The sequence below is a fragment of the Streptomyces sp. NPDC005775 genome, from assembly GCF_042871565.1.
Classification (GTDB): domain Bacteria; phylum Actinomycetota; class Actinomycetes; order Streptomycetales; family Streptomycetaceae; genus Streptomyces.
On the sequence record NZ_JBIAIU010000017.1, the window covers coordinates 55,525 to 73,230 of the forward strand.

The 17,706-nt window shown below is 71.1% G+C and carries 12 protein-coding genes; 9 read left to right on the forward strand and 3 right to left on the reverse strand.

The window, feature by feature from the left end:
* Positions 1-60 precede the first annotated feature (60 nt).
* Entirely contained in the window at positions 61-1,419 is a 1,359-nt protein-coding gene (fsxC, locus tag ACFYPA_RS31865) for an FxsC protein (RefSeq protein WP_359085614.1), read from the forward strand.
* Positions 1,403-5,338, forward strand: coding sequence for an FxSxx-COOH system tetratricopeptide repeat protein (gene fxsT, locus ACFYPA_RS31870; RefSeq protein ID WP_359085566.1), 3,936 nt, complete (start codon positions 1,403-1,405; stop codon positions 5,336-5,338). Before fsxC ends, fxsT begins: the two co-directional genes overlap by 17 nt.
* A 52-nt stretch (positions 5,339-5,390) precedes the next feature.
* On the opposite strand, the gene ACFYPA_RS31875 is transcribed toward fxsT, so the two are convergent.
* Positions 5,391-6,266: an alpha/beta fold hydrolase gene (locus tag ACFYPA_RS31875; RefSeq protein ID WP_359085565.1), complete on the reverse strand. Its 876-nt coding sequence runs from the start codon at positions 6,264-6,266 to the stop codon at positions 5,391-5,393.
* 418 nt (positions 6,267-6,684) lie between these two features.
* Here ACFYPA_RS31875 and ACFYPA_RS31880 point away from each other — a divergent pair, with 418 nt between their 5' ends.
* Entirely contained in the window at positions 6,685-7,770 is a 1,086-nt protein-coding gene (locus ACFYPA_RS31880) for a S1 family peptidase (RefSeq protein WP_389135823.1), read from the forward strand.
* Positions 7,771-7,883: 113 nt separating this feature from the next.
* Here the strand turns inward: ACFYPA_RS31880 and ACFYPA_RS31885 are convergent, their stop codons facing one another.
* Positions 7,884-8,381, reverse strand: coding sequence for a phospholipase (locus tag ACFYPA_RS31885; RefSeq protein WP_359085562.1), 498 nt, complete (start codon positions 8,379-8,381; stop codon positions 7,884-7,886).
* Positions 8,382-8,730: 349 nt separating this feature from the next.
* On the opposite strand from ACFYPA_RS31885, the gene ACFYPA_RS31890 reads away from it, so the two are divergent.
* The 4 genes from ACFYPA_RS31890 to ACFYPA_RS31905 are packed head-to-tail and all read left to right on the forward strand — an operon-like array spanning position 8,731 to position 11,735.
* A complete protein-coding gene (locus ACFYPA_RS31890; RefSeq protein ID WP_359085561.1) occupies positions 8,731-9,237 on the forward strand; it encodes a DUF2617 family protein in 507 nt (168 codons plus the stop codon).
* A complete protein-coding gene (locus ACFYPA_RS31895) occupies positions 9,234-9,629 on the forward strand; it encodes a DUF4247 domain-containing protein (RefSeq protein WP_359085560.1) in 396 nt (131 codons plus the stop codon). The genes ACFYPA_RS31890 and ACFYPA_RS31895 overlap by 4 nt, the downstream gene beginning before the upstream one ends.
* Positions 9,630-9,677: 48 nt before the next feature.
* Positions 9,678-10,118: a DUF350 domain-containing protein gene (locus tag ACFYPA_RS31900; RefSeq protein ID WP_359085559.1), complete on the forward strand. Its 441-nt coding sequence runs from the start codon at positions 9,678-9,680 to the stop codon at positions 10,116-10,118.
* A 21-nt stretch (positions 10,119-10,139) separates the two neighbouring features.
* Complete coding sequence (locus tag ACFYPA_RS31905) at positions 10,140-11,735, forward strand: polyamine aminopropyltransferase (protein ID WP_389135828.1); 1,596 nt, start codon at positions 10,140-10,142, stop codon at positions 11,733-11,735.
* 63 nt (positions 11,736-11,798) lie between these two features.
* Here ACFYPA_RS31905 and ACFYPA_RS31910 read toward each other — a convergent pair whose 3' ends face one another.
* Positions 11,799-12,845 carry a DUF3533 domain-containing protein gene (locus ACFYPA_RS31910; RefSeq protein WP_359085557.1) on the reverse strand — a complete coding sequence of 349 codons (1,047 nt, stop codon included), beginning with the start codon at positions 12,843-12,845 and terminating at the stop codon, positions 11,799-11,801.
* Between the two features lie 165 nt (positions 12,846-13,010).
* Between ACFYPA_RS31910 and ACFYPA_RS31915 the strand changes: the two genes are divergently transcribed.
* Together ACFYPA_RS31915 and ACFYPA_RS31920 are read left to right on the forward strand one after the other, a co-directional pair.
* Positions 13,011-16,508 carry a DNA polymerase III subunit alpha gene (locus ACFYPA_RS31915; RefSeq protein ID WP_389135831.1) on the forward strand — a complete coding sequence of 1,166 codons (3,498 nt, stop codon included), beginning with the start codon at positions 13,011-13,013 and terminating at the stop codon, positions 16,506-16,508.
* Entirely contained in the window at positions 16,505-17,521 is a 1,017-nt protein-coding gene (locus ACFYPA_RS31920) for a hypothetical protein (RefSeq protein ID WP_389135834.1), read from the forward strand. Before ACFYPA_RS31915 ends, ACFYPA_RS31920 begins: the two co-directional genes overlap by 4 nt.
* The last annotated feature ends 185 nt before the right edge of the window (positions 17,522-17,706 follow it).

The window sequence follows — 17,706 nt, forward strand, 5'->3', positions numbered from 1 at the left end:
GAGCAAGGTCCGCTCCGGAATGATGAATTCGCTCGCATTCTCTTCACTCCTCGGGTGCGGGTGCTCACACAGGACGGGGGTCGTGTGCACGCGACGACGCAGCAGCGAGCGGCGGACCATCGGCCGTACTTCTTCTTGAGCTACGCCCACACACCGGGGTACGGCGGTGGCACGGACCCCGACATGTGGGTCGAGCGGCTCTTCCAGGATCTCTGTGGCCATGTGATGGCCATGACCGATCTGCCCGCGGGCGCGCCCGCGGGCTTCATCGACCGCGAGATACGTTCCGGCGAGGGCTGGTCGGAACGGCTCGGTGAGGTGCTCGCCACCTGCCGGGTGTTCGTACCGCTGTTCTCGCCGCGTTACTTCGCCAGCGAGATGTGCGGCAAGGAGTGGTACGCGTTCGCCCAGCGCGCCATTCATCACCGCGCCCGCCACAACCAGAGCGCCGAAGCGATCGTCCCGGCGCTCTGGGTGCCGGTGCCGCCCAGCCAACTGCCCGGACCGGCCGAGCGATTACAGTTCAACCACCGTGACTTCGGGGACCGTTACGTCAGCGACGGACTGTACGGGCTGATCAAGCTCAAACTCTTCAACGAGGAGTACGAGCGTGCGGTGTACGAGCTCGCCAAACGCATCGTCAGCGTCGCCGACACGGTACGGATCGGAACCGGCCGCCCCGTGGACTACCGGCTGGCACCCAGCGCCTTCGGCTCGCCGAGCAGTGGGGCAGGCGGCCCCCGCCCCATGCAGGTGACCATCGCCGCCGCCACCCGCCACGACCTGCCCGAGGGGCGCAACGCCGACTACTACGGCGACAACCCGCAGGACTGGAACCCCTACCACCCGGACGCCGCACGGCCCCTGGCCTATGTCGCCGAGGACCTCGTGCGCTCCCTCAACTACCAGGCCACCATCGCCTCCTTCGACGAGGAGGCCGGCCTCCCGGTCGGCAAACAGCCCCCGACCACCCCGGAGATCCTCCTCGTCGACCGCTGGGCGCTCCAGGACGAGGACCGGTGCCGGCGGCTCGCCGCCTTCGACGCCGAGAACCGCCCCTGGGTCACCATGGTCGTGCCGTGGAACCGCGACGACCACGAGAGCAGGGCCGCGGAGGCCGAACTGACCGCCAAGCTGGAGCGGACCATGCCCACCAAGATGCGCCAGGGCCGGGCCTACTGCCGCGCAGCGGCCAAGGGCGTACCGAGCATGGAGGCGTTCGGCCAGATCCTGCCGCAGGTGGTCGAGGTGGCCGCCCAGCAGTACCTGAGACACGCGGCCGTCTACCTGCCCGCCACCGGCGGCGGAGGACCCACCGAACGGACTCGCCTGATGGGACCGATGGCGCAGACCCAGTACATCCCCGAGACACATGACGCTGCGACGGATGCGGAGGACACGGATGACGGCCAGTCGTGACGGGCGCATCGTCACCTTCTACTCGTACAAGGGCGGTACCGGGCGCACCATGGCCCTGGCCAACACCGCCTGGATTCTCGCCGCCAACGGCAAGCGGGTACTGGCTGTCGACTGGGACCTGGAGGCCCCCGGACTCCACCGGTTCTTCCACCCCTTCCTCGACCCGTCGACGCTCGGCGCCACGACCGGCGTCATCGACCTGATCACCGAGTACGCCTGGGCCGCGACCAGTCCGGTGCAGCGGGCCGACGACTGGCACCGCGACTACGCGCGGATCCAGCCGCACGCGGTCTCGCTCACCCCCGAGGCGCTCGGCTGGGAGTTCCCGCACGGCGGCACGCTCGACTTCGTCTCCGCCGGACGGCAGAACCGCGAGTACTCCGCGACCGTCTCCACCTTCGACTGGGACAACTTCTACGACCGGCTCGGCGGCGGCCACTTCTTCGACGCCCTGCGCGACGACATGAAGGCCAACTACGACTACGTCCTCATCGACAGCCGCACCGGCCTCAGCGACATCGCCGACATCTGCACCGTCCACCTGCCCGACGTCCTCGTCGACTGCTTCACCCTCAGCGACCAGTCCATCGACGGCGCCGCCTCCGTCGCCCGTCAGATCTCCGAGCGGTACACCGGCCGTCCCATCTCCATCTTCCCCGTCCCGATGCGGATCGACGAGGGCGAGAAGGAGAAGGCGGACGCCGGACGGGCGCTGGCCCGGCTGAAGTTCGACCGCCTGCCGCGCGACCTGTCGGGCGACGAACTCACCGCCTACTGGGGTGCGGTGGAGATCCCGTACCGCCCCTACTACGCGTACGAGGAGACCCTGGCCACCTTCGGCGACGAGGCGGGGCTCAGCAACTCCCTCCTCTCCGCCTTCGAACGGCTCGTCTCCGTCATCACGGACCAGCAGATCACGTCGATGCCCCCCGTCGGGGAAGAGGTGCGGCTGCGCATCCGGGACGCGTTCACCCGGCGCAGGCCCGCGCTGCCCGCCGATCTCTTCCTCAGCTATGTGGCGGAGAACCGGATGTGGGCCGACTGGATCGAGTCCGTCCTCACCCGGGCCGGCTTCCGCGTCGTACCCCGCGACGTGTCCGCCGAGCGGGGCCCCCAGGACGCCACGACCGTCACCACGGAGAACGCCGTACGGACCGTGGTCCTCCTCTCCAGCGCTTACCTCAAGTCGCAGCGCGCGGTGAACCTCTGGGACCGGGCCGTCGCCGAGGACCCGGGCGGCGGCCGGCGCCATCTACTGCCGCTCAGGGTCGGTGACGTACGACTGTCCGCGCCCTACATCGACCGCAACCCCGTCGACCTGTTCCGGCTCGACGAAGTGCACGCCACCGCCGCCCTGTTACGCGCCCTGGACCGGCCCGTGCAGCTCACCGACGCCGTCTCGCCCGGCCCCCGCTTCCCCGGCACCGTCCCCCGGATCTGGAACGCCCCGCCGCGCAACCCCGGCTTCACCGGCCGCTCCCTGGTCCTGGAACGGATGCGCGACCAGCTCGGCGGTGGTATGGCCGTCGTGCTGCCGCAGCCGCAGACCCTGTACGGACTCGGCGGCGTCGGCAAGACCCAGGTCGCCCTGGAGTACGTGCACCGGTTCATGGCCGACTACGACCTGGTCTGGTGGATATCGTCCGAGCAGACCGACGATGTCGTCGCCGGGCTCGCCGAACTCGCCGTCCGGCTCGGCGCCCAGGGCGGCGACGACATGGCCGCCGCCTCCCAGGAGGCCGTCGACCTGCTGCGCCGCGGGGTGCCCTCGGACCGCTGGCTGCTCGTCTTCGACAACGCCGACGATCCGGAACGGCTCCGGCGCTACTTCCCGCAGGGCGGCTCCGGCCACATCCTGGTCACCTCCCGCAACCAGGCATGGTCCCAGCACGGCGACGCGCTGCCCGTCGACGTCTTCCTGCGCGAGGAGTCCATCGAGCACCTCCAGCGCCGGGCCCCGGGCCTGAGCGACGAGGACGCCGCCCAGGTGGCCACCGCGGTCGGAGACCTCCCGCTCGCCGTCGAACAGGCCGCGGCGTGGATCGCGGAGACCGCCACCCCGATCGACACCTACCTGGAGCAGCTGGCCCAGCAGGCCCCGGAGGTCCTGGCGCTCAACCAGCCGGCCGGATACCCCGAGCCGGTCGCCGCGACCTGGAACATCTCCATCCAACGCCTCAAGGAGCGCTCACCCGCCGCGGTGCGGCTGCTCCAGCTCTGCGCCTTCTTCGCCCCCGAGCCGATCTCCGGGAACCTGCTGTACAGCAAGGAGATGATCGAGGCGCTGAAGCCGTACGACGCCTCGCTCCAGGAGAAGCTGGTGCTGGGCCGCGTCATCCGGGAGATCGGCCGGTTCGCCCTCGCCAAGGTCGACCAGGTCTCCAACTCCATCCAGGTGCACCGGCTCGTCCAGGCCGTCATCCGGGCCCAGCTCACCGAGGAGGAGCAGCGGGACGCCCGGCACGCCGTCCACCGCATCCTGGCCGGTGCCAGGCCGGACGACGACGAGCCGATCGACAACCCCGCCAACTGGCCGCAGTTCGCCACGATATGGCCGCACCTGGGCCCGTCCGACGCCCGCAACTGCAAGGAACCCGAGGCCCGCAGGCTTCTGATCGACCGAGTGCGCTACCTGTGGAAGCGCGGTGACTTCAGGACGGCCACCACGCTCTGCGAGGAGCTGCGCGAGATCTGGCGCGAGACGCTGGGGGAGCGGGACATCCAGTACCTCTACCTCTGCTTCCACCTCTCCAACATCTACCGCTCGCGCGGCCGTTACGTGGAGGCCATGGAGCTCGACGAGATCACCCTGGCGATGCAGCGGGAGGTGCTGGGTCCGGAGCACCCGCACACGTACATGAGCACCAGCAGCCTGGCCACGGACCTCGGCACGCTCGGCCAGTACACCAGGGCGATCGAGCTGGCGACCGAGGCCACCGACGGGTTCAACCAGATCTTCCACGACTCGCACCCCAGGGCCCTGGCCGCGGCCAACAACCTGGCGTTCACCCTGCGGTCCATCGGCCAGTACGCCAAGGCCCGCGAGATCGACCAGGACGTCTTCGACCGGCGCCGGGAGGTGCTCGGCGAGGAACACCCGTACAGCCTCTCCTCGGCCATGAACCTGGCCCGTGACCTGCGCGACGTCGGCCGGTACGAGGACTCGGTCAGCATCCTCAGCCGTACGTACGACAGCTACAAGGCCACGCTCGGCCGGTCCTTCCCCGGCACGCTCAGCGCGGCCAAGAGTCTGGCGGTCTCGCTGCGCCGGGCGGGCAGACTGGAGGACGCCCGCCGGCTCACGGTCGCGACCAGGGCCCGGTACCGGGCCAAGTACACCTCCGCCAACCCGGAGTGGCTGGCCTGTGACCTCAATCTGGCGGCCGACCTGTTCGCGGCCGGCGAGGCGGCCGAGGCCAGGACCACCGCCCAGGAGGTCGTCGACCAGTACATGAAGGTGCCGGGCGAGAAACACCCGTACACCCTCGCCGCCCTGAACAACCTGGGCGTCTACCTCTGGGGGACCGGTGCGGCGGAGGAGGCGGAGCAGGTGCTGACCCGGGTGGTCGCCTCGATGCGCGAGGTGTACGGGCGGGAGCACCCCAACACGCTGTTCAGCGTGATGAACCTGGCGAACGCCACGGCGGAGAGCGGCGATATCGACCTGGTGCTGAAGACCGAACGGTCGCTGGCGGTGCAGTTCCGGGACGTGCTGGGCGCACACCACCCGGAGACGCTGGCCATGAAGTCGAACATGGCGGTCACCCTCGGTGCGATGGGGCGCAAGGACGAGGCGCTCCACGTCAGGGCGGAGACGGTCGAGGAGCTGGCCCGGCAGCTCGGGGACGAGCATCCGCTCACCCGGATCGCCCGGGACGACCGCCGGTTCCAGCGCGAGCTGGAACCGCAGGCGGTGTGACGCGAACGGGAGCGTCCGGCAGCCCGCCGGACGCTCCCGCCGCTCCCGGGGCTCAGTTTCTGGACGTGTCCAGCAGCCAGGTGAGGATGCGGGGGAGTGCGTGCAGCGCGTCGAAGTGCGCGGCCGCCGGTTCCACCACGACGGTGGCGCCCGGGATGCGGCTCGCGAGCCAGCGGGTGTGCCCGACCGGTGAGAACACGTCCTTCTCACCGTGCCACAGCAGCACCGGACCGGTGATGGCGGCCGGGTCGAACCCCCACGGGTGACTGAACGCGAGCGCGTCGTCGATCCATCCGTACGCCGAAGTGCGCAGCCCTTCACGGTAGTTGCGCAACAGCATGGTGCGCACGCCGGCGTCGTTGACCACCATCCGGTCGGAGTCGGTCAGCTCCCGGCGCAGATCGTCGATCAGGCGCACCGGATTTTTCCTGATCACGGCGGACCGCGAGATGAACGACTCCGCGAGCCCGTCCGGATCGGACCGGGCCGTGGTGTACGCCAGCACATTGGAGGGGGCCATCCCCTCGAACCAGTCGAGGCCGTCGGCGTCCCGGGGGGCCAGTCCGACCAGGGCGGCGGTACGCGTGACCCGCTCGGGCATCAGCGCGGCGCAGGCCAGTGCGTGCGAAGCGCCGCCGGACCGGCCCACCACGGCGAACCGGTCGAGCCCGATGTGGTCCGCGATGGCCCGTACGTCCTGGACGGCGTCGGCGACGCATCTGCCCGGCAGTCGGTCGGAGTCGCCGTATCCCGGCCGGTCGTAGGTGATCAGCTGTGTCTTGCGCTGGTACAGCACCATGCCGCGCGGCGCCGGACCCAGTCTGCTGCCGGGCATCCCGTGCAGCAGGAAGACCGGTCTGCCGCGAGGATCCCCCAGACGCTCCACCACCAGTTGCCGCCCGTCGGCCGCGCGCACCCGACTGCGCACTCCGTGCCTCCTCGCGATTCCTGCGGACACGACGTGCCCGGCTTTCCCCGCACCATCCGATGATGACCCATCAGAGGCGATCGCGGCATGGCGCGTGGGGAGAATCTGGGCGCACGGAGTGGGCGCGAAACGGTGCGCGCCCCCGGGGCGGGTCGGGAATCGGACCCGCAGGGACGAATACCGGACAGGACTAGTCCTCACCCGCTGCCGACCGGATGGTCGCACCGGGTGTTCGCAGATGGAATCGCCGAGCCCTGACCTGGCGAAGGTGAACGTGGCGCACCCGAACCGGTGGTGTCGTGTGTGCGTCCTGAAGTCGACCTTGTGTGCTAACTGCCCGGTGGGAATAGTGGGCGCCCCATCCTCCGCGTACGGGCGACCCCACATCATCCGCGCGCGGCCCCACAGGAGGTCGAAGTTGAAGCATCGACGCATGTCCAGGAAGCGCGCAGTGCTGGCCGGATCGGCCGTGGTCGCCCTGGTCGCAGCAGGAGTGACGTTCCAGAGTGCGAACGCCAGCGACGACGTACCGCAGTTCACCGCGCGGACGCTCGACGCGGCGGCGGCCGGAAAGCTCGCCACCGGTCTGGGCAAGGACCTGGGCGCCGACGCGGCGGGCGCCTACTACGACGCCTCCCGCAAGAACCTCGTGATGAACGTGGTCGACGAGGCCGCCGCCGAGCAGGTGCGGCAGGCGGGCGGCACGGCGAGAATCGTGCAGAACTCGCTCGCCGAGCTGAAGTCGGCCCGGCAGACCCTGACCGGCAAGGCCACGATCCCCGGCACCTCATGGGCCGTCGACCCGGTCAGCAACAAGGTGGTCGTCACCGCCGACCGCACGGTCAAGGGCGATGCCTGGCAGAGGCTCAGCTCGGTGGTCGAGCACCTGGGCGGCAAGGCCGAGCTCAAGAGGTCCGCCGGGGAGTTCAAGCCGTTCATCGCGGGCGGCGACGCGATCTGGGGCAACGGCGGGCGCTGCTCGCTCGGCTTCAACGTGGTCAAGGGCGGTGAACCGTACTTCCTGACCGCCGGCCACTGCACCGAGGCGATCTCCAGCTGGTCGGACTCCCAGGGCGGCCCGGAGATCGGTACGAACGCGGGCTCCTCGTTCCCCGACAACGACTACGGCCTGGTCAAGTACACCTCCGACACCGCGCACCCCAGCGAGGTCGACCTCTACAACGGCTCCGCCCAGCCGATCACCAAGGCGGGCGAGGCGACCGTCGGCATGACGGTGACGCGCAGCGGCTCCACCACCCAGGTGCACGACGGCCAGGTGACCGGGCTGGACGCCACGGTCAACTACGGCAACGGCGACATCGTCAACGGCCTCATCCAGACGACGGTCTGCGCCGAGCCCGGCGACAGCGGCGGCTCGCTCTTCGCCGGCGACACGGCGATCGGCCTGACCTCGGGCGGCAGCGGCGACTGCTCCGCGGGCGGCGAGACGTTCTTCCAGCCGGTGCCGGAGGCGCTGGCCGCGTTCGGCGCGGAGATCGGCTGACGGTTTCCGTGCGGTGAGGAGTGGCCCCCGGCGAAGCCCGCCGGGGGCCACTCCCGCGGAGCGGGCACGCTCAGGCGCTGGCAATACAGCCCGGGCCCACGGCGGTGGGGCGGTCAGGATGCCTGAAGTGCTCTGCCGGCGCCCGCGTTCGCCGGTGCGACGCCGAAGATGTCCACCGCGTGGTAGTACGTCCAGGCCGTGGCGTTGCACGAGGTCAGCTTCGCGCCGGAGTAGGCGGCGCAGACGCGCTTGAGGTCCGCGTAGAGCGCGGAGTCGAGGCGGGCCTTGTTGGCGGAGAAGGAGCCGGCCGCCTTGTAGTTGCGGTAGCCGAAGTCGTGGCGGGCGCAGGCCGTCTTGAAGGGGAAGCCGAGGGGGTTGTCGGGCGAGGTGCTGCAGTAGTCCGTGGACCAGTCGAAGCCGTACGCAGACCATGCGGCCGTGTTGTTGCGGGCGGCGTTCCAGGCGTTGTAGCTGGAGGCGCTCGTCTGGGTCCAGGAGCTGAGGACCTGGGGCTTGTCCGAGGGGGCGGCGACAGCGGATGCGGCGGGCAGCAGAGCGAGCGGGAGCGACAGGGCGGCTGTGCTGAGCAGGACGGCGAATTGACGACGCATGCTGAACCTCCAGGCAGTGGGCGGGTGTTGTGCGTAGGGCAAGGTGCTCGCCAGGCTCGCGAGATCGTTTCAGGATGCCGCCATGCACCTGTCATGCCTAGCCCGCGCGTCAACTGGTTGCCGAGAATTGGGTCGCGCGCCACGTGGCGAGTGCAGGCATCGCTCGCACGCAACGGGAACCCGCCCGCCGCCGGCCCGGGCGAGGCGCCAGGTGCCGATGGTTCAAATGGCGCAACGGGACCGGAACCCCCATGATCTTCCCCAGTCTTCAAGGGGCCGCCTTCCAGCCATGGTTGACGCATGTGCCATACTCGGCGCCGCTCATAGCAATATCGGACCGGGGGGCCGCATGCACGCCGTATCTCTGCAAGCCCCTTACCTGGATACGGCCGCGGATCAGCTCTGCTTCTCCCTGGACCTGCCCGAACGGCCGGCGCTTGCCGAACACGAGGTGTCCGTGGGAGGGCTCGCCGTGCGACTGCGGCTGCTCGGCGCGTCCCATCAGGTCTTCGCAGGCCCGGTACGGGAGACCGTGGCGTGCCTGCCGGAAGCGGTCAGGGGGCTGCCGGCCACGCACACCCGGCGGTTCGCGGGGTGGACGTACGACTTCAGCGCCACCACGGCATGCTTCGGGCCCGGGGAGTTCGGTGACCGGGTCGCGGACGCCCTGAGGCGCGCGGACGAGGCGGAGCACAGCCTGTGCGGGGTCTTCCCCGGGTCTCCGGAAGCGGTGACGGCGGTGGTCGTCGAGGCCTGCGACGAGCGGTCCGGCGCGGGGCTGGCCTGGCGTACCTGGCACAGCTACCCGCAGGACGGGCACATCGTATCGACCCACAGCCGGCTGGAGGCTCGATGAACAGCACCCGACTCCTACGCGGGGCGGTGGCGGCCGTGCTGGTCACGGTCCTGCTCTCCGCCTGCTCCAGCGACGGGGAGGACGGCGTCCCGCGCAGCTGGATCGGCAAGACGTACTCCGCCGGCGGGAGCGGGTGGCTCGACAGGAACAGCTCGCCGGCCAAGGTCGCCGACGCGATCGACGGCCACCGCGACGCCCTCGACCGGACGACCGGCGGCGGCATGGAGTTCCTGCGCTACGGCGACGACATGGTGACCGTGTCGCCGTACCGGAGCGGCAGCACGATCGAGATCGAGGACTACCGCAACGGCTACCGCCGGCATCACCAGCACCTCACCTACTGGCCCAACCCGAGCAGCTTCCGCGGCGGCGGCCCCGGCTCCGGCAAGTGACGCCGGGCGCCCCGCGGCCCTGACGACGCCCTCCAGAAAGGCAATGCAGTGACCGAGATCTTCGAGTCGGCCGGGCAGGCCCTGCTCTACGGGGTCGTGGGCCTCGCCGTGATGGCCATCGGCTTCGTCGCCCTCGACCTGGTCACGCCCGGCAAGCTCTTCCACGTGGTGTGGCGGGACCGCAACCGCGGCGCGGCCGTGCTCCTCGGCAGCCAGTCCATCGCGGTCGGGCTGGTCATCATGTCGGCCATCCGGGCCAGCGAGTCCGAAGAAGGCCTGGGATACGGCCTGTTCAGCACGCTCATCTACGGTCTGGCCGGGGTGCTGGTGATGACGCTGGTCGGCATCGTCATCGGCATGCTGACGCCGGGCCAGATGGGCGCGGTGGCCCTCGACGACGGCGACGACCACCGCCCGCACCCCGCCGCCTGGGTCCAGGCCGGCATGTACCTGGGCACCGCCGTCATGGTCGGCGCGGCCCTCTCCTAGGACCACCACGAGGACCACCCCATGAGCTCCACCCTGGGCGACCGTGCCACCGTGACGCCCCCGCACCCCCCGGCCGAGCGCCACACCCGGGGGGCGCGGTTCCTGCTGCTGCTCGCCGTCTTCCTCTGCGCCGCCTGCGGCCTCGTCTACGAACTGGCCCTGACAGCGCTGGGCAGCTACCTCATCGGCAACTCGGTGCTCCAGACCTCCGTGGTCATCTCCGTGATGGTCTTCGCGATGGGAGTGGGCTCGCTGGCGGCCAAACCGCTGCGCCGCCGTCCCGTCGTCGCCTTCGCGGTGGTGGAGGGGGTGCTCGCGCTGGTCGGCGGCCTGTCGGTCCTGATCCTGTACGCGGCCTTCGCCTGGCTCCAGCTCTACATGCCCGCGATGATCGTGGTGTCCCTGGTGGTGGGCCTGCTCATCGGCGCCGAGATCCCGCTGCTGATGACGCTGCTCCAGCGCATCCGCAAACAGGAGGCGAGCAGTGCCGTCGCCGACATGTTCGCCGTCGACTACATCGGCGCCCTCGTCGGCGGCCTGTGCTTCCCGCTGTTCCTGCTGCCGACCTTCGGGCAGTTGAAGGGCGCGCTGGTGGTCGGCGGGGTCAACGCGGTCGCCGGGGTCATCGTCGTGGTGTTCATCTTCCGCCGCCAGACCGGCCGGTTGGCCAAGGCCGGGCTGCTGGCCGGCGTCGCCGTGGTGCTCGCCGTGCTCGGCGCGACGTATGTGCTGTCGGACGACCTGGAGGTCACCGCGCGGCAGCACATGTACGCGGACCCGATCATCCACTCCGAGACCACGCAGTACCAGGACATCGTGGTCACCCGCTCCACCGCCTTCACCGGGAAGCCCGACGTACGGCTCTTCCTCAACGGCGACCTCCAGTTCAGCTCGGTCGACGAGTACCGCTACCACGAGTCGCTGGTCCACCCCGCGCTGTCCGGCCCCCGCTCCAACGTGCTGATCCTGGGCGGTGGTGACGGGCTCGCGCTGCGCGAGGTGCTGCGCTACGAGGACGTCCGGCATGCCACCCTGGTCGAACTGGACCCGGCGATGACCCGGTTGGCGCGCACCTTCGAGCCGCTGCGGGGGCTCAACCACGGTTCGCTGGGCGATCCGCGGGCCGAGGTCGTCAACGCGGACGCCTTCAACTGGCTGCGCGGAGCCCGGCAGCAGTACGACGCGGTGATCATCGACTTCCCCGACCCGGACTCGGCGTCGCTGGCGAAGCTGTACTCGGTGGAGTTCTACGATCTGCTCCGCCGGGTGCTGGTGCCGCACGGCCAGGTCATGGTGCAGAGCGGATCGCCGTTCTTCGCCCCCAAGACGTACTGGTCGATCGCGAAGACCATCGAGACGGCCGGGTACGCGACCACGGAGTTCCAGATCGACGTTCCGAGCTTCGGCAACTGGGGTTTCGTCCTCGCCACCCCCGGCTCCGAGGCCCCGCCGCTGCGGCTCGCCCCGGACACGCCGAAGCTCCGCTACCTGGACGAGGCGGTGCTGAAGGCGGCCACCGTGTTCCCCGTCGACCGCCGCCGCACCGACGTACGACCGAGCACGCTGATGGATCCCGCGGTGCTCGAATACGTCCAGGACGAGTGGCGCGACTACTGAGTCAGGAGGGGGTGCCTGCCGGCTCAGGCAGCCGGCCATGGGGTGGAGAGGGGAGATCCTCCGTCACGCCGGCGTCGAGCCCCCGCCCGTCGCCCCCGCGACCGGGATGTCCGTCGCCTCCGGCTTCTTCCGCATCGCCATCAGCAGGGTGATGACCGTGCCCACCACCGCCCACGCGGAGAGCACCAGCAGCGGTCCGGTCACCGCGTTGCCCCTGAAGTACGCGATCGAGCGTGCCGTCCAGGTGGAGGCCCCCGGTGGCAGGGCGGGGCCGATCGCCCGCCAGAAGTCCGGGAGCATCGGGAGCGGGAAGGCGCCGCCCGCGCTCGGGTTGCCCGCGATCACCACGATCAGGACGGCCAGGCCGATGCCGACGATGCCGGTGAGCGCCTCCAGGGCGAGCGTGATCATGCCGACCGCGAAGACGGTCAGCGCGCCCAGGCCCGACATCCCCCAGAAGCTTCCCGGCAGGGCTCCCAGGATCGGGCCGATGATGATCGCGCCGCCGATCCCGCCCGCGATCGAGTACAGCGCCATGACGCCGGTCCGGATCACCGCGCGCTGCCGGTTGGCGGGACGGCTGCCCGCGCTGATCGCCAGGATCGATGCGCAGAGGTAGCCGCCCACGCACCAGCCCACGGCCAGGTAGAACGAGGAGAGCCCGTCGAAGTCCTGCTTCGAGGCCGGGGCCACGTCCACCGCGCGTGCCGTGCGGTGCTCGGTGAGGTCGGCCTCCTTGATGATCTTCGTCAGGGAGGTGGCCAGGACGGTGCCCCCGCCGGAGGCGACCAGCACGATGTCGGTCGTGCCCCTGGGGTTGACGATCAGGGCGCCGTCGATCTCGCGGTTCAGGATCTGCCGGCGGGCGGTGGCCGCGTCGGTGACCGTGCGGGGGTCCAGGGGGTCGCCGGGGAGGTTCTCCAGTTCGGTGACGAGCCGGGTGGACACCTGCTGAGGTGCGACGACGCCGAAGGGGACGTCCGTGGGCTTCGGGTTGTGGAGTGCTCCGATATAGGACGCGATGAACAGCAGTTGCAGCGCCAGTACGCCGATGACGAGCAGTGCGGCCCGTGGAGTGACGGCGTTCTTCACCTCGTCAGCGAAAGTCATGCCCCCACGGTCCGGGGTGCCCGATGTTCACGCAGTCGGGCCGGGCCGAATGGCTGAAGGAGGGGGCGGAGGTGGCTCACACCCGGATATCGTACGAATGTTCGAAATTTGGTCTATGGTGGAGAGCGAGGGGGTGGCGAGTACGGATTGGTTCAGGAGGTGCGGGTGCCCGGGTTCACGCATCTGCATACCGTTTCCGGGTTCTCCCTGCGGTATGGGGCCTCGCACCCGGAGCGGCTGGCGGAGCGCGCCGCCGAGCGGGGGATGGACGCCCTCGCACTGACCGACCGAGACACCCTGGCGGGTGCGGTCCGGTTCGCCAAGGCCTGCGAGCGGGCAGGAGTGCGGCCGCTCTTCGGGGTGGAACTCGCCGTGACCCCCGCCGCGCGCGCGGAGGGCGACGGACGTACGCACCGGCTGCGGACCCCGGTCCGCGGGGGTGCCTTTGTCGATGAATCCGCACCCCGGGTCACCTTCCTCGCCCGCGACGGCGCACAGGGCTGGGCCGAACTGTGCCGCCTCGTCACCGCCGCCCACGCAGCCGTGCCCGACGGCGGCCGGCCCCTGGTCGACCGTTCCGCACTGCCCGCCGAAGGGCTCACCGTGCTGCTCGGCCCCGCCTCCGAGGTGGGCAGGGCGCTGGCCGCCGGCCGCCCCGACCGGGCCGCCGCCCTGCTCGCCCCCTGGCGAGAGGTGTATGGCGACGACCTGCGGCTCGAGGCGGTCCACCACGGGCGCGACGGCACCGGACCCGGTTCGCTGCGGCTCGCCGCCCGAACCGTCGGCTTCGCGGCCGAGCAGGGGATACGGGCCGTGCTGACCAACGCCGTCCGGTACGCCGATCCGGGGCAGGGCCCGGTCGCCGACGTACTCGACTCCGCCCGCAGGCTCGTCCCCGTCGACCCGCGCCGCGCCCCGCTCGACAGCGGTGAGCGCTGGCTCAAGGACGCCCGCGCGATGGCGGAGACCGCCGAGCGGATCACCTCCGCCGCCGGGCTCGGTCCCGGCGCCGGGGCGCGACTGCTCGCGGAGACCCGGCACACCGCCGACGCCTGCGTGGTCGACCCCCAGGGCGACATCGGCCTCGGCTCCGTCCACTTCCCCGAACCGCACCTCGTCGGCGCGGACCGGCGCACCGCCCAGCGGGTGCTGGCCTCCCGTGCCACGGCGGGCATGGTGCTGCGCGGCTACGACCGCAGGCGCGAGTACTGGGACCGGATGCACCACGAGCTGGACATCATCGCCCACCACGGCTTCGCCTCGTACTTCCTCACGGTCGCCCAGGTCGTGGACGACGTGCGGGAGATGAAGGTCCGGGTGGCCGCGCGCGGCTCCGGGGCCGGTTCCCTGGTCAACCACCTCCTGGGCATCGCCCACGCCGACCCGGTCGAGCACGGGCTGCTGATGGAGCGCTTCCTGTCCAAGCGCCGCTTCGTGCTGCCCGACATCGACATCGACGTCGAGTCGGCCCGCCGCCTCGACGTCTACCGCGCGATCATCGGCCGCTTCGGCGCCGAACGGGTCGCCACCGTCGCCATGCCCGAGACCTACCGGGTGCGCCACGCCATCCGCGACGTCGGCGCCGCACTGTCCATGAACCCCGCCGAGACCGACCGGCTCGCCAAGGCCTTCCCGCACATCCGGGCCCGCGACGCCCGCGCGGCCATGGAGGAACTGCCCGAGCTGCGCGAAGTGGCGAGGACGAAGGAGAAGTACGGGCGGCTGTGGGAACTGGTGGAGGCGCTGGACGCCCTGCCGCGCGGCATCGCCATGCACCCGTGCGGAGTCCTCCTCTCCGACGCCTCGCTGCTGCGCCGCACCCCCGTCATGCCCACCAGCGGCGAGGGCTTCCCGATGGCGCAGTTCGACAAGGAGGACGTGGAGGACCTCGGGCTGCTCAAGCTCGACGTGCTCGGTGTGCGGATGCAGTCGGCGATGGCGCACGCGGTCGCGGAGGTGAAGCGGGCCTCGGGTCAGGAGGTGGACCTGGACGCCGTGGAGCCGGGCGACCCGGAGACGTACCGGCTGATCAGGACCGCCGAGACGCTGGGCTGTTTCCAGATCGAGTCGCCCGGCCAGCGCGATCTGGTCGGCAGGCTCCAGCCCGCCACCTTCCACGACCTGGTGGTCGACATCTCACTGTTCCGGCCCGGCCCGGTCGCCGCCGACATGGTGCGCCCCTTCATCGAGGCCCGGCACGGCCGGGCGCCGGTCCGCTATCCGCACCCCGATCTGGAGGGGCCGCTGCGCGAGACGTACGGAGTGGTGGTCTTCCACGAGCAGATCATCGAGATGGTCGCCATCATGACCGGCTGCGGCCGGGGCGAGGCGGACCGGGTCCGGCGCGGGCTCTCCGACCCCGGGTCGCAGGGCCGGATCAGGATCTGGTTCGCCCAGCACGCGGCGAGGCGCAAGTACAGCGCCGAAGTGATCGCCCGCGCCTGGGAGATCATCGAGGCGTTCGGCAGTTACGGCTTCTGCAAGGCGCACGCGGTGGCCTTCGCCGTACCGACGTACCAGTCGGCCTGGCTGAAGGCGCATCACCCGGCGGCCTTCTACGCCGGGCTGCTCACCCACGACCCGGGGATGTACCCCAAGCGGCTGCTGCTCGCGGACGCCCGGCGGCGCGGGGTGCCGGTGCTGCCGCTGGATGTGAACCGGTCGGCGGCCGCCCATCGAATCGAACTGGTGTCTGATGAGGGGGAAGGGAAGGACGGGAAGGGGGCCTGGGGGCTGCGGCTGGCGCTCTCGGACGTCCATGGGATCAGTGCGGCCGAGGTCGACCGGATCGAGGCCGGGCAGCCCTACACCTCGCTGCTGGACTTCTGGCAGCGGGCCCGTCCGGGCAAGCCCGCCGCCGAACGGCTGGCCCAGGTCGGCGCACTGGACGCGTTCGGCGCCAACCGCCGCGATCTGCTGCTGCACCTGTCCGAACTCCACCGCGCGCAGCGGGGCGCGGGCTCCGGCGGCTCCGGCGGGCAGCTCCCGCTCGGCGGCGGGCACCGCACCGGCTCGATCGGCCTGCCCGACCTCAACGAGGCGGAACGGCTCAGTGCCGAACTGGGCGTGCTGAGCATGGACGTCTCACGCCACCTGATGGGTGATCACCACGCCTTCCTGAAGGAGCTCGGCGCGGTCTCGGCCAAGCGGCTGCGCGAGGCGCGGCACGGGGACACCGTGCTGGTCGCGGGCGCCAAGGCGGCCACCCAGACCCCGCCCATCCGCTCCGGCCGCCGAGTCGTCTTCACCACCCTGGACGACGGTACGGGCCTGGTCGACCTGGCCTTCTTCGACGACAGCCACGCCGCCTGCGCGCACACCGTCTTCCACTCCTGGCTGCTGCTGGTGCGCGGAGTGGTGCAGCGGCGCGGGCCGCGGAGCCTGAGCGTGGTCGGCGCCGCCGCCTGGAACCTGGCCGAGCTGGCCGAGCTCCGGCGCACCGGCGGACTCGACGCGGTCGCGGCCCGGCTGGCGGAGGTGCCCGCCGAGCCGGCCGCCCCGGAGGAGGAGGAGGAGGAGGAGGAGGCCGCTGCCGACGGCGGCCGCCGGATCCGGATGCCCAACGGCTACGAGATGAACCCCTGGTCCGACCTCCAGCCGCCCGGCGAGGGGGTACCCACCGGAAGGAAGTTGTGGCACCAGAGCCCGGGGAGCGCGGGATGAGCGAGGTGAGTGGGATGGGTGAGCAGCCCGGAATCCTCTGTCTGCGGTTCCGCCGGGTCGGCGGCGGCCTGCCGGACGCCGACGGCTACGCGGGGCTGCTCGCCCTGCTCGGTTCGTTCACCCCGGTCATCGAGGCGGCGCCGCCCGACGGGGCGCTCGCCGATGTCCGGGGCGCGCTGCGGTACTTCGGGCGGGACGTGACGGGGCTGGCGTCGGTGATCCGGGTCCGTGCCCTGGCCCTGCACGGGGCGGACTGCGCGATCGGGGCCGCCGAGAACCCGATGCTGGCCAGGATGGCGCTGCGGCAGGCCGCGCCCGGGACGACCTTCGTGGTGCCCGTCGGCGGGGCCGCCGCCTTCCTCGCGGACCGGCCGGCCGCCGCGCTGGACGGCGTCGGGGCGGCGACGGCCCGCACCCTGTGCGGTTACGGGCTCGACTCCGTCGGCCGGATCGCGGCCGCCCCGCTCGGCACCCTGCAACGGATCACCGGGGTGCGGACCGGGCGCGAGCTGTGGGAGCGGGCGCACGGCATCGACCGCACGACGGTCGTGCCGAACGCCGCCGCCCGCTCGCTCGCCGCCGAACGGACCTTCCCGCGCGACGAGCTGGACCGGGAGCGGCAGCGGCGTGCCCTCATGTCGCTCACCGAGGAGTTGGGGGCGAGGATGCGCGGCGAGGGGCAGGTGTGCCGCTCGCTCGCGGTCTCCGTGCGCTATGCCGACCGGACCGGATACTCGACGCTGACGCGCAGCCGTACGCTCCGCGAGCCCACCGCCCATTCCGCGGAACTCACCGCGCTCGCCTACCGGATCCATGACTCGTTCGCCCTGCAACGGGCCCGGGTGCGGGGGATCGCGCTGCGTGCCGAGGGGCTGGGCGAAGCCGATCGGGCCGCGCACCAGCTGACCTTCGACCCGGTCGACGAACGGGCGCGACGGATCGAGGCGGTCGCGGACCGGCTGCGGGCCAGGTTCGGGCCGCAGGCCGTGGTGCCCGGGCGGCTCGCGGCCTGATCCGCCTGCCGGGCTGTCCTGAAGCCGCGGTTACTGCCGCGTCAGTTTTTACCGACGCGTAACTTCCCACCTCACCTTACTGATGCGTAAGTTGGCATGAGCACGTAGAACTTCGCCAGAACTCGCGGTCCGGACCGCAGGGTGCACCGACAACGCAACTCCTGCACAGACATCGCAACTCCCTT

Excerpts from the sequence above, each read along its gene's own strand:
- fxsT (WP_359085566.1), top strand. The coding sequence starts at position 1,403 with ATGACGGCCAGTCGTGACGGGCGCATCGTCACCTTCTACTCGTACAAG.
- ACFYPA_RS31885 (WP_359085562.1), bottom strand. The coding sequence starts at position 8,381 with ATGCGTCGTCAATTCGCCGTCCTGCTCAGCACAGCCGCCCTGTCGCTC.
- ACFYPA_RS31890 (WP_359085561.1), top strand. The coding sequence starts at position 8,731 with ATGCACGCCGTATCTCTGCAAGCCCCTTACCTGGATACGGCCGCGGAT.
- ACFYPA_RS31895 (WP_359085560.1), top strand. The coding sequence starts at position 9,234 with ATGAACAGCACCCGACTCCTACGCGGGGCGGTGGCGGCCGTGCTGGTC.
- ACFYPA_RS31905 (WP_389135828.1), top strand. The coding sequence starts at position 10,140 with ATGAGCTCCACCCTGGGCGACCGTGCCACCGTGACGCCCCCGCACCCC.
- ACFYPA_RS31910 (WP_359085557.1), bottom strand. The coding sequence starts at position 12,845 with ATGACTTTCGCTGACGAGGTGAAGAACGCCGTCACTCCACGGGCCGCA.
- ACFYPA_RS31920 (WP_389135834.1), top strand. The coding sequence starts at position 16,505 with ATGAGCGAGGTGAGTGGGATGGGTGAGCAGCCCGGAATCCTCTGTCTG.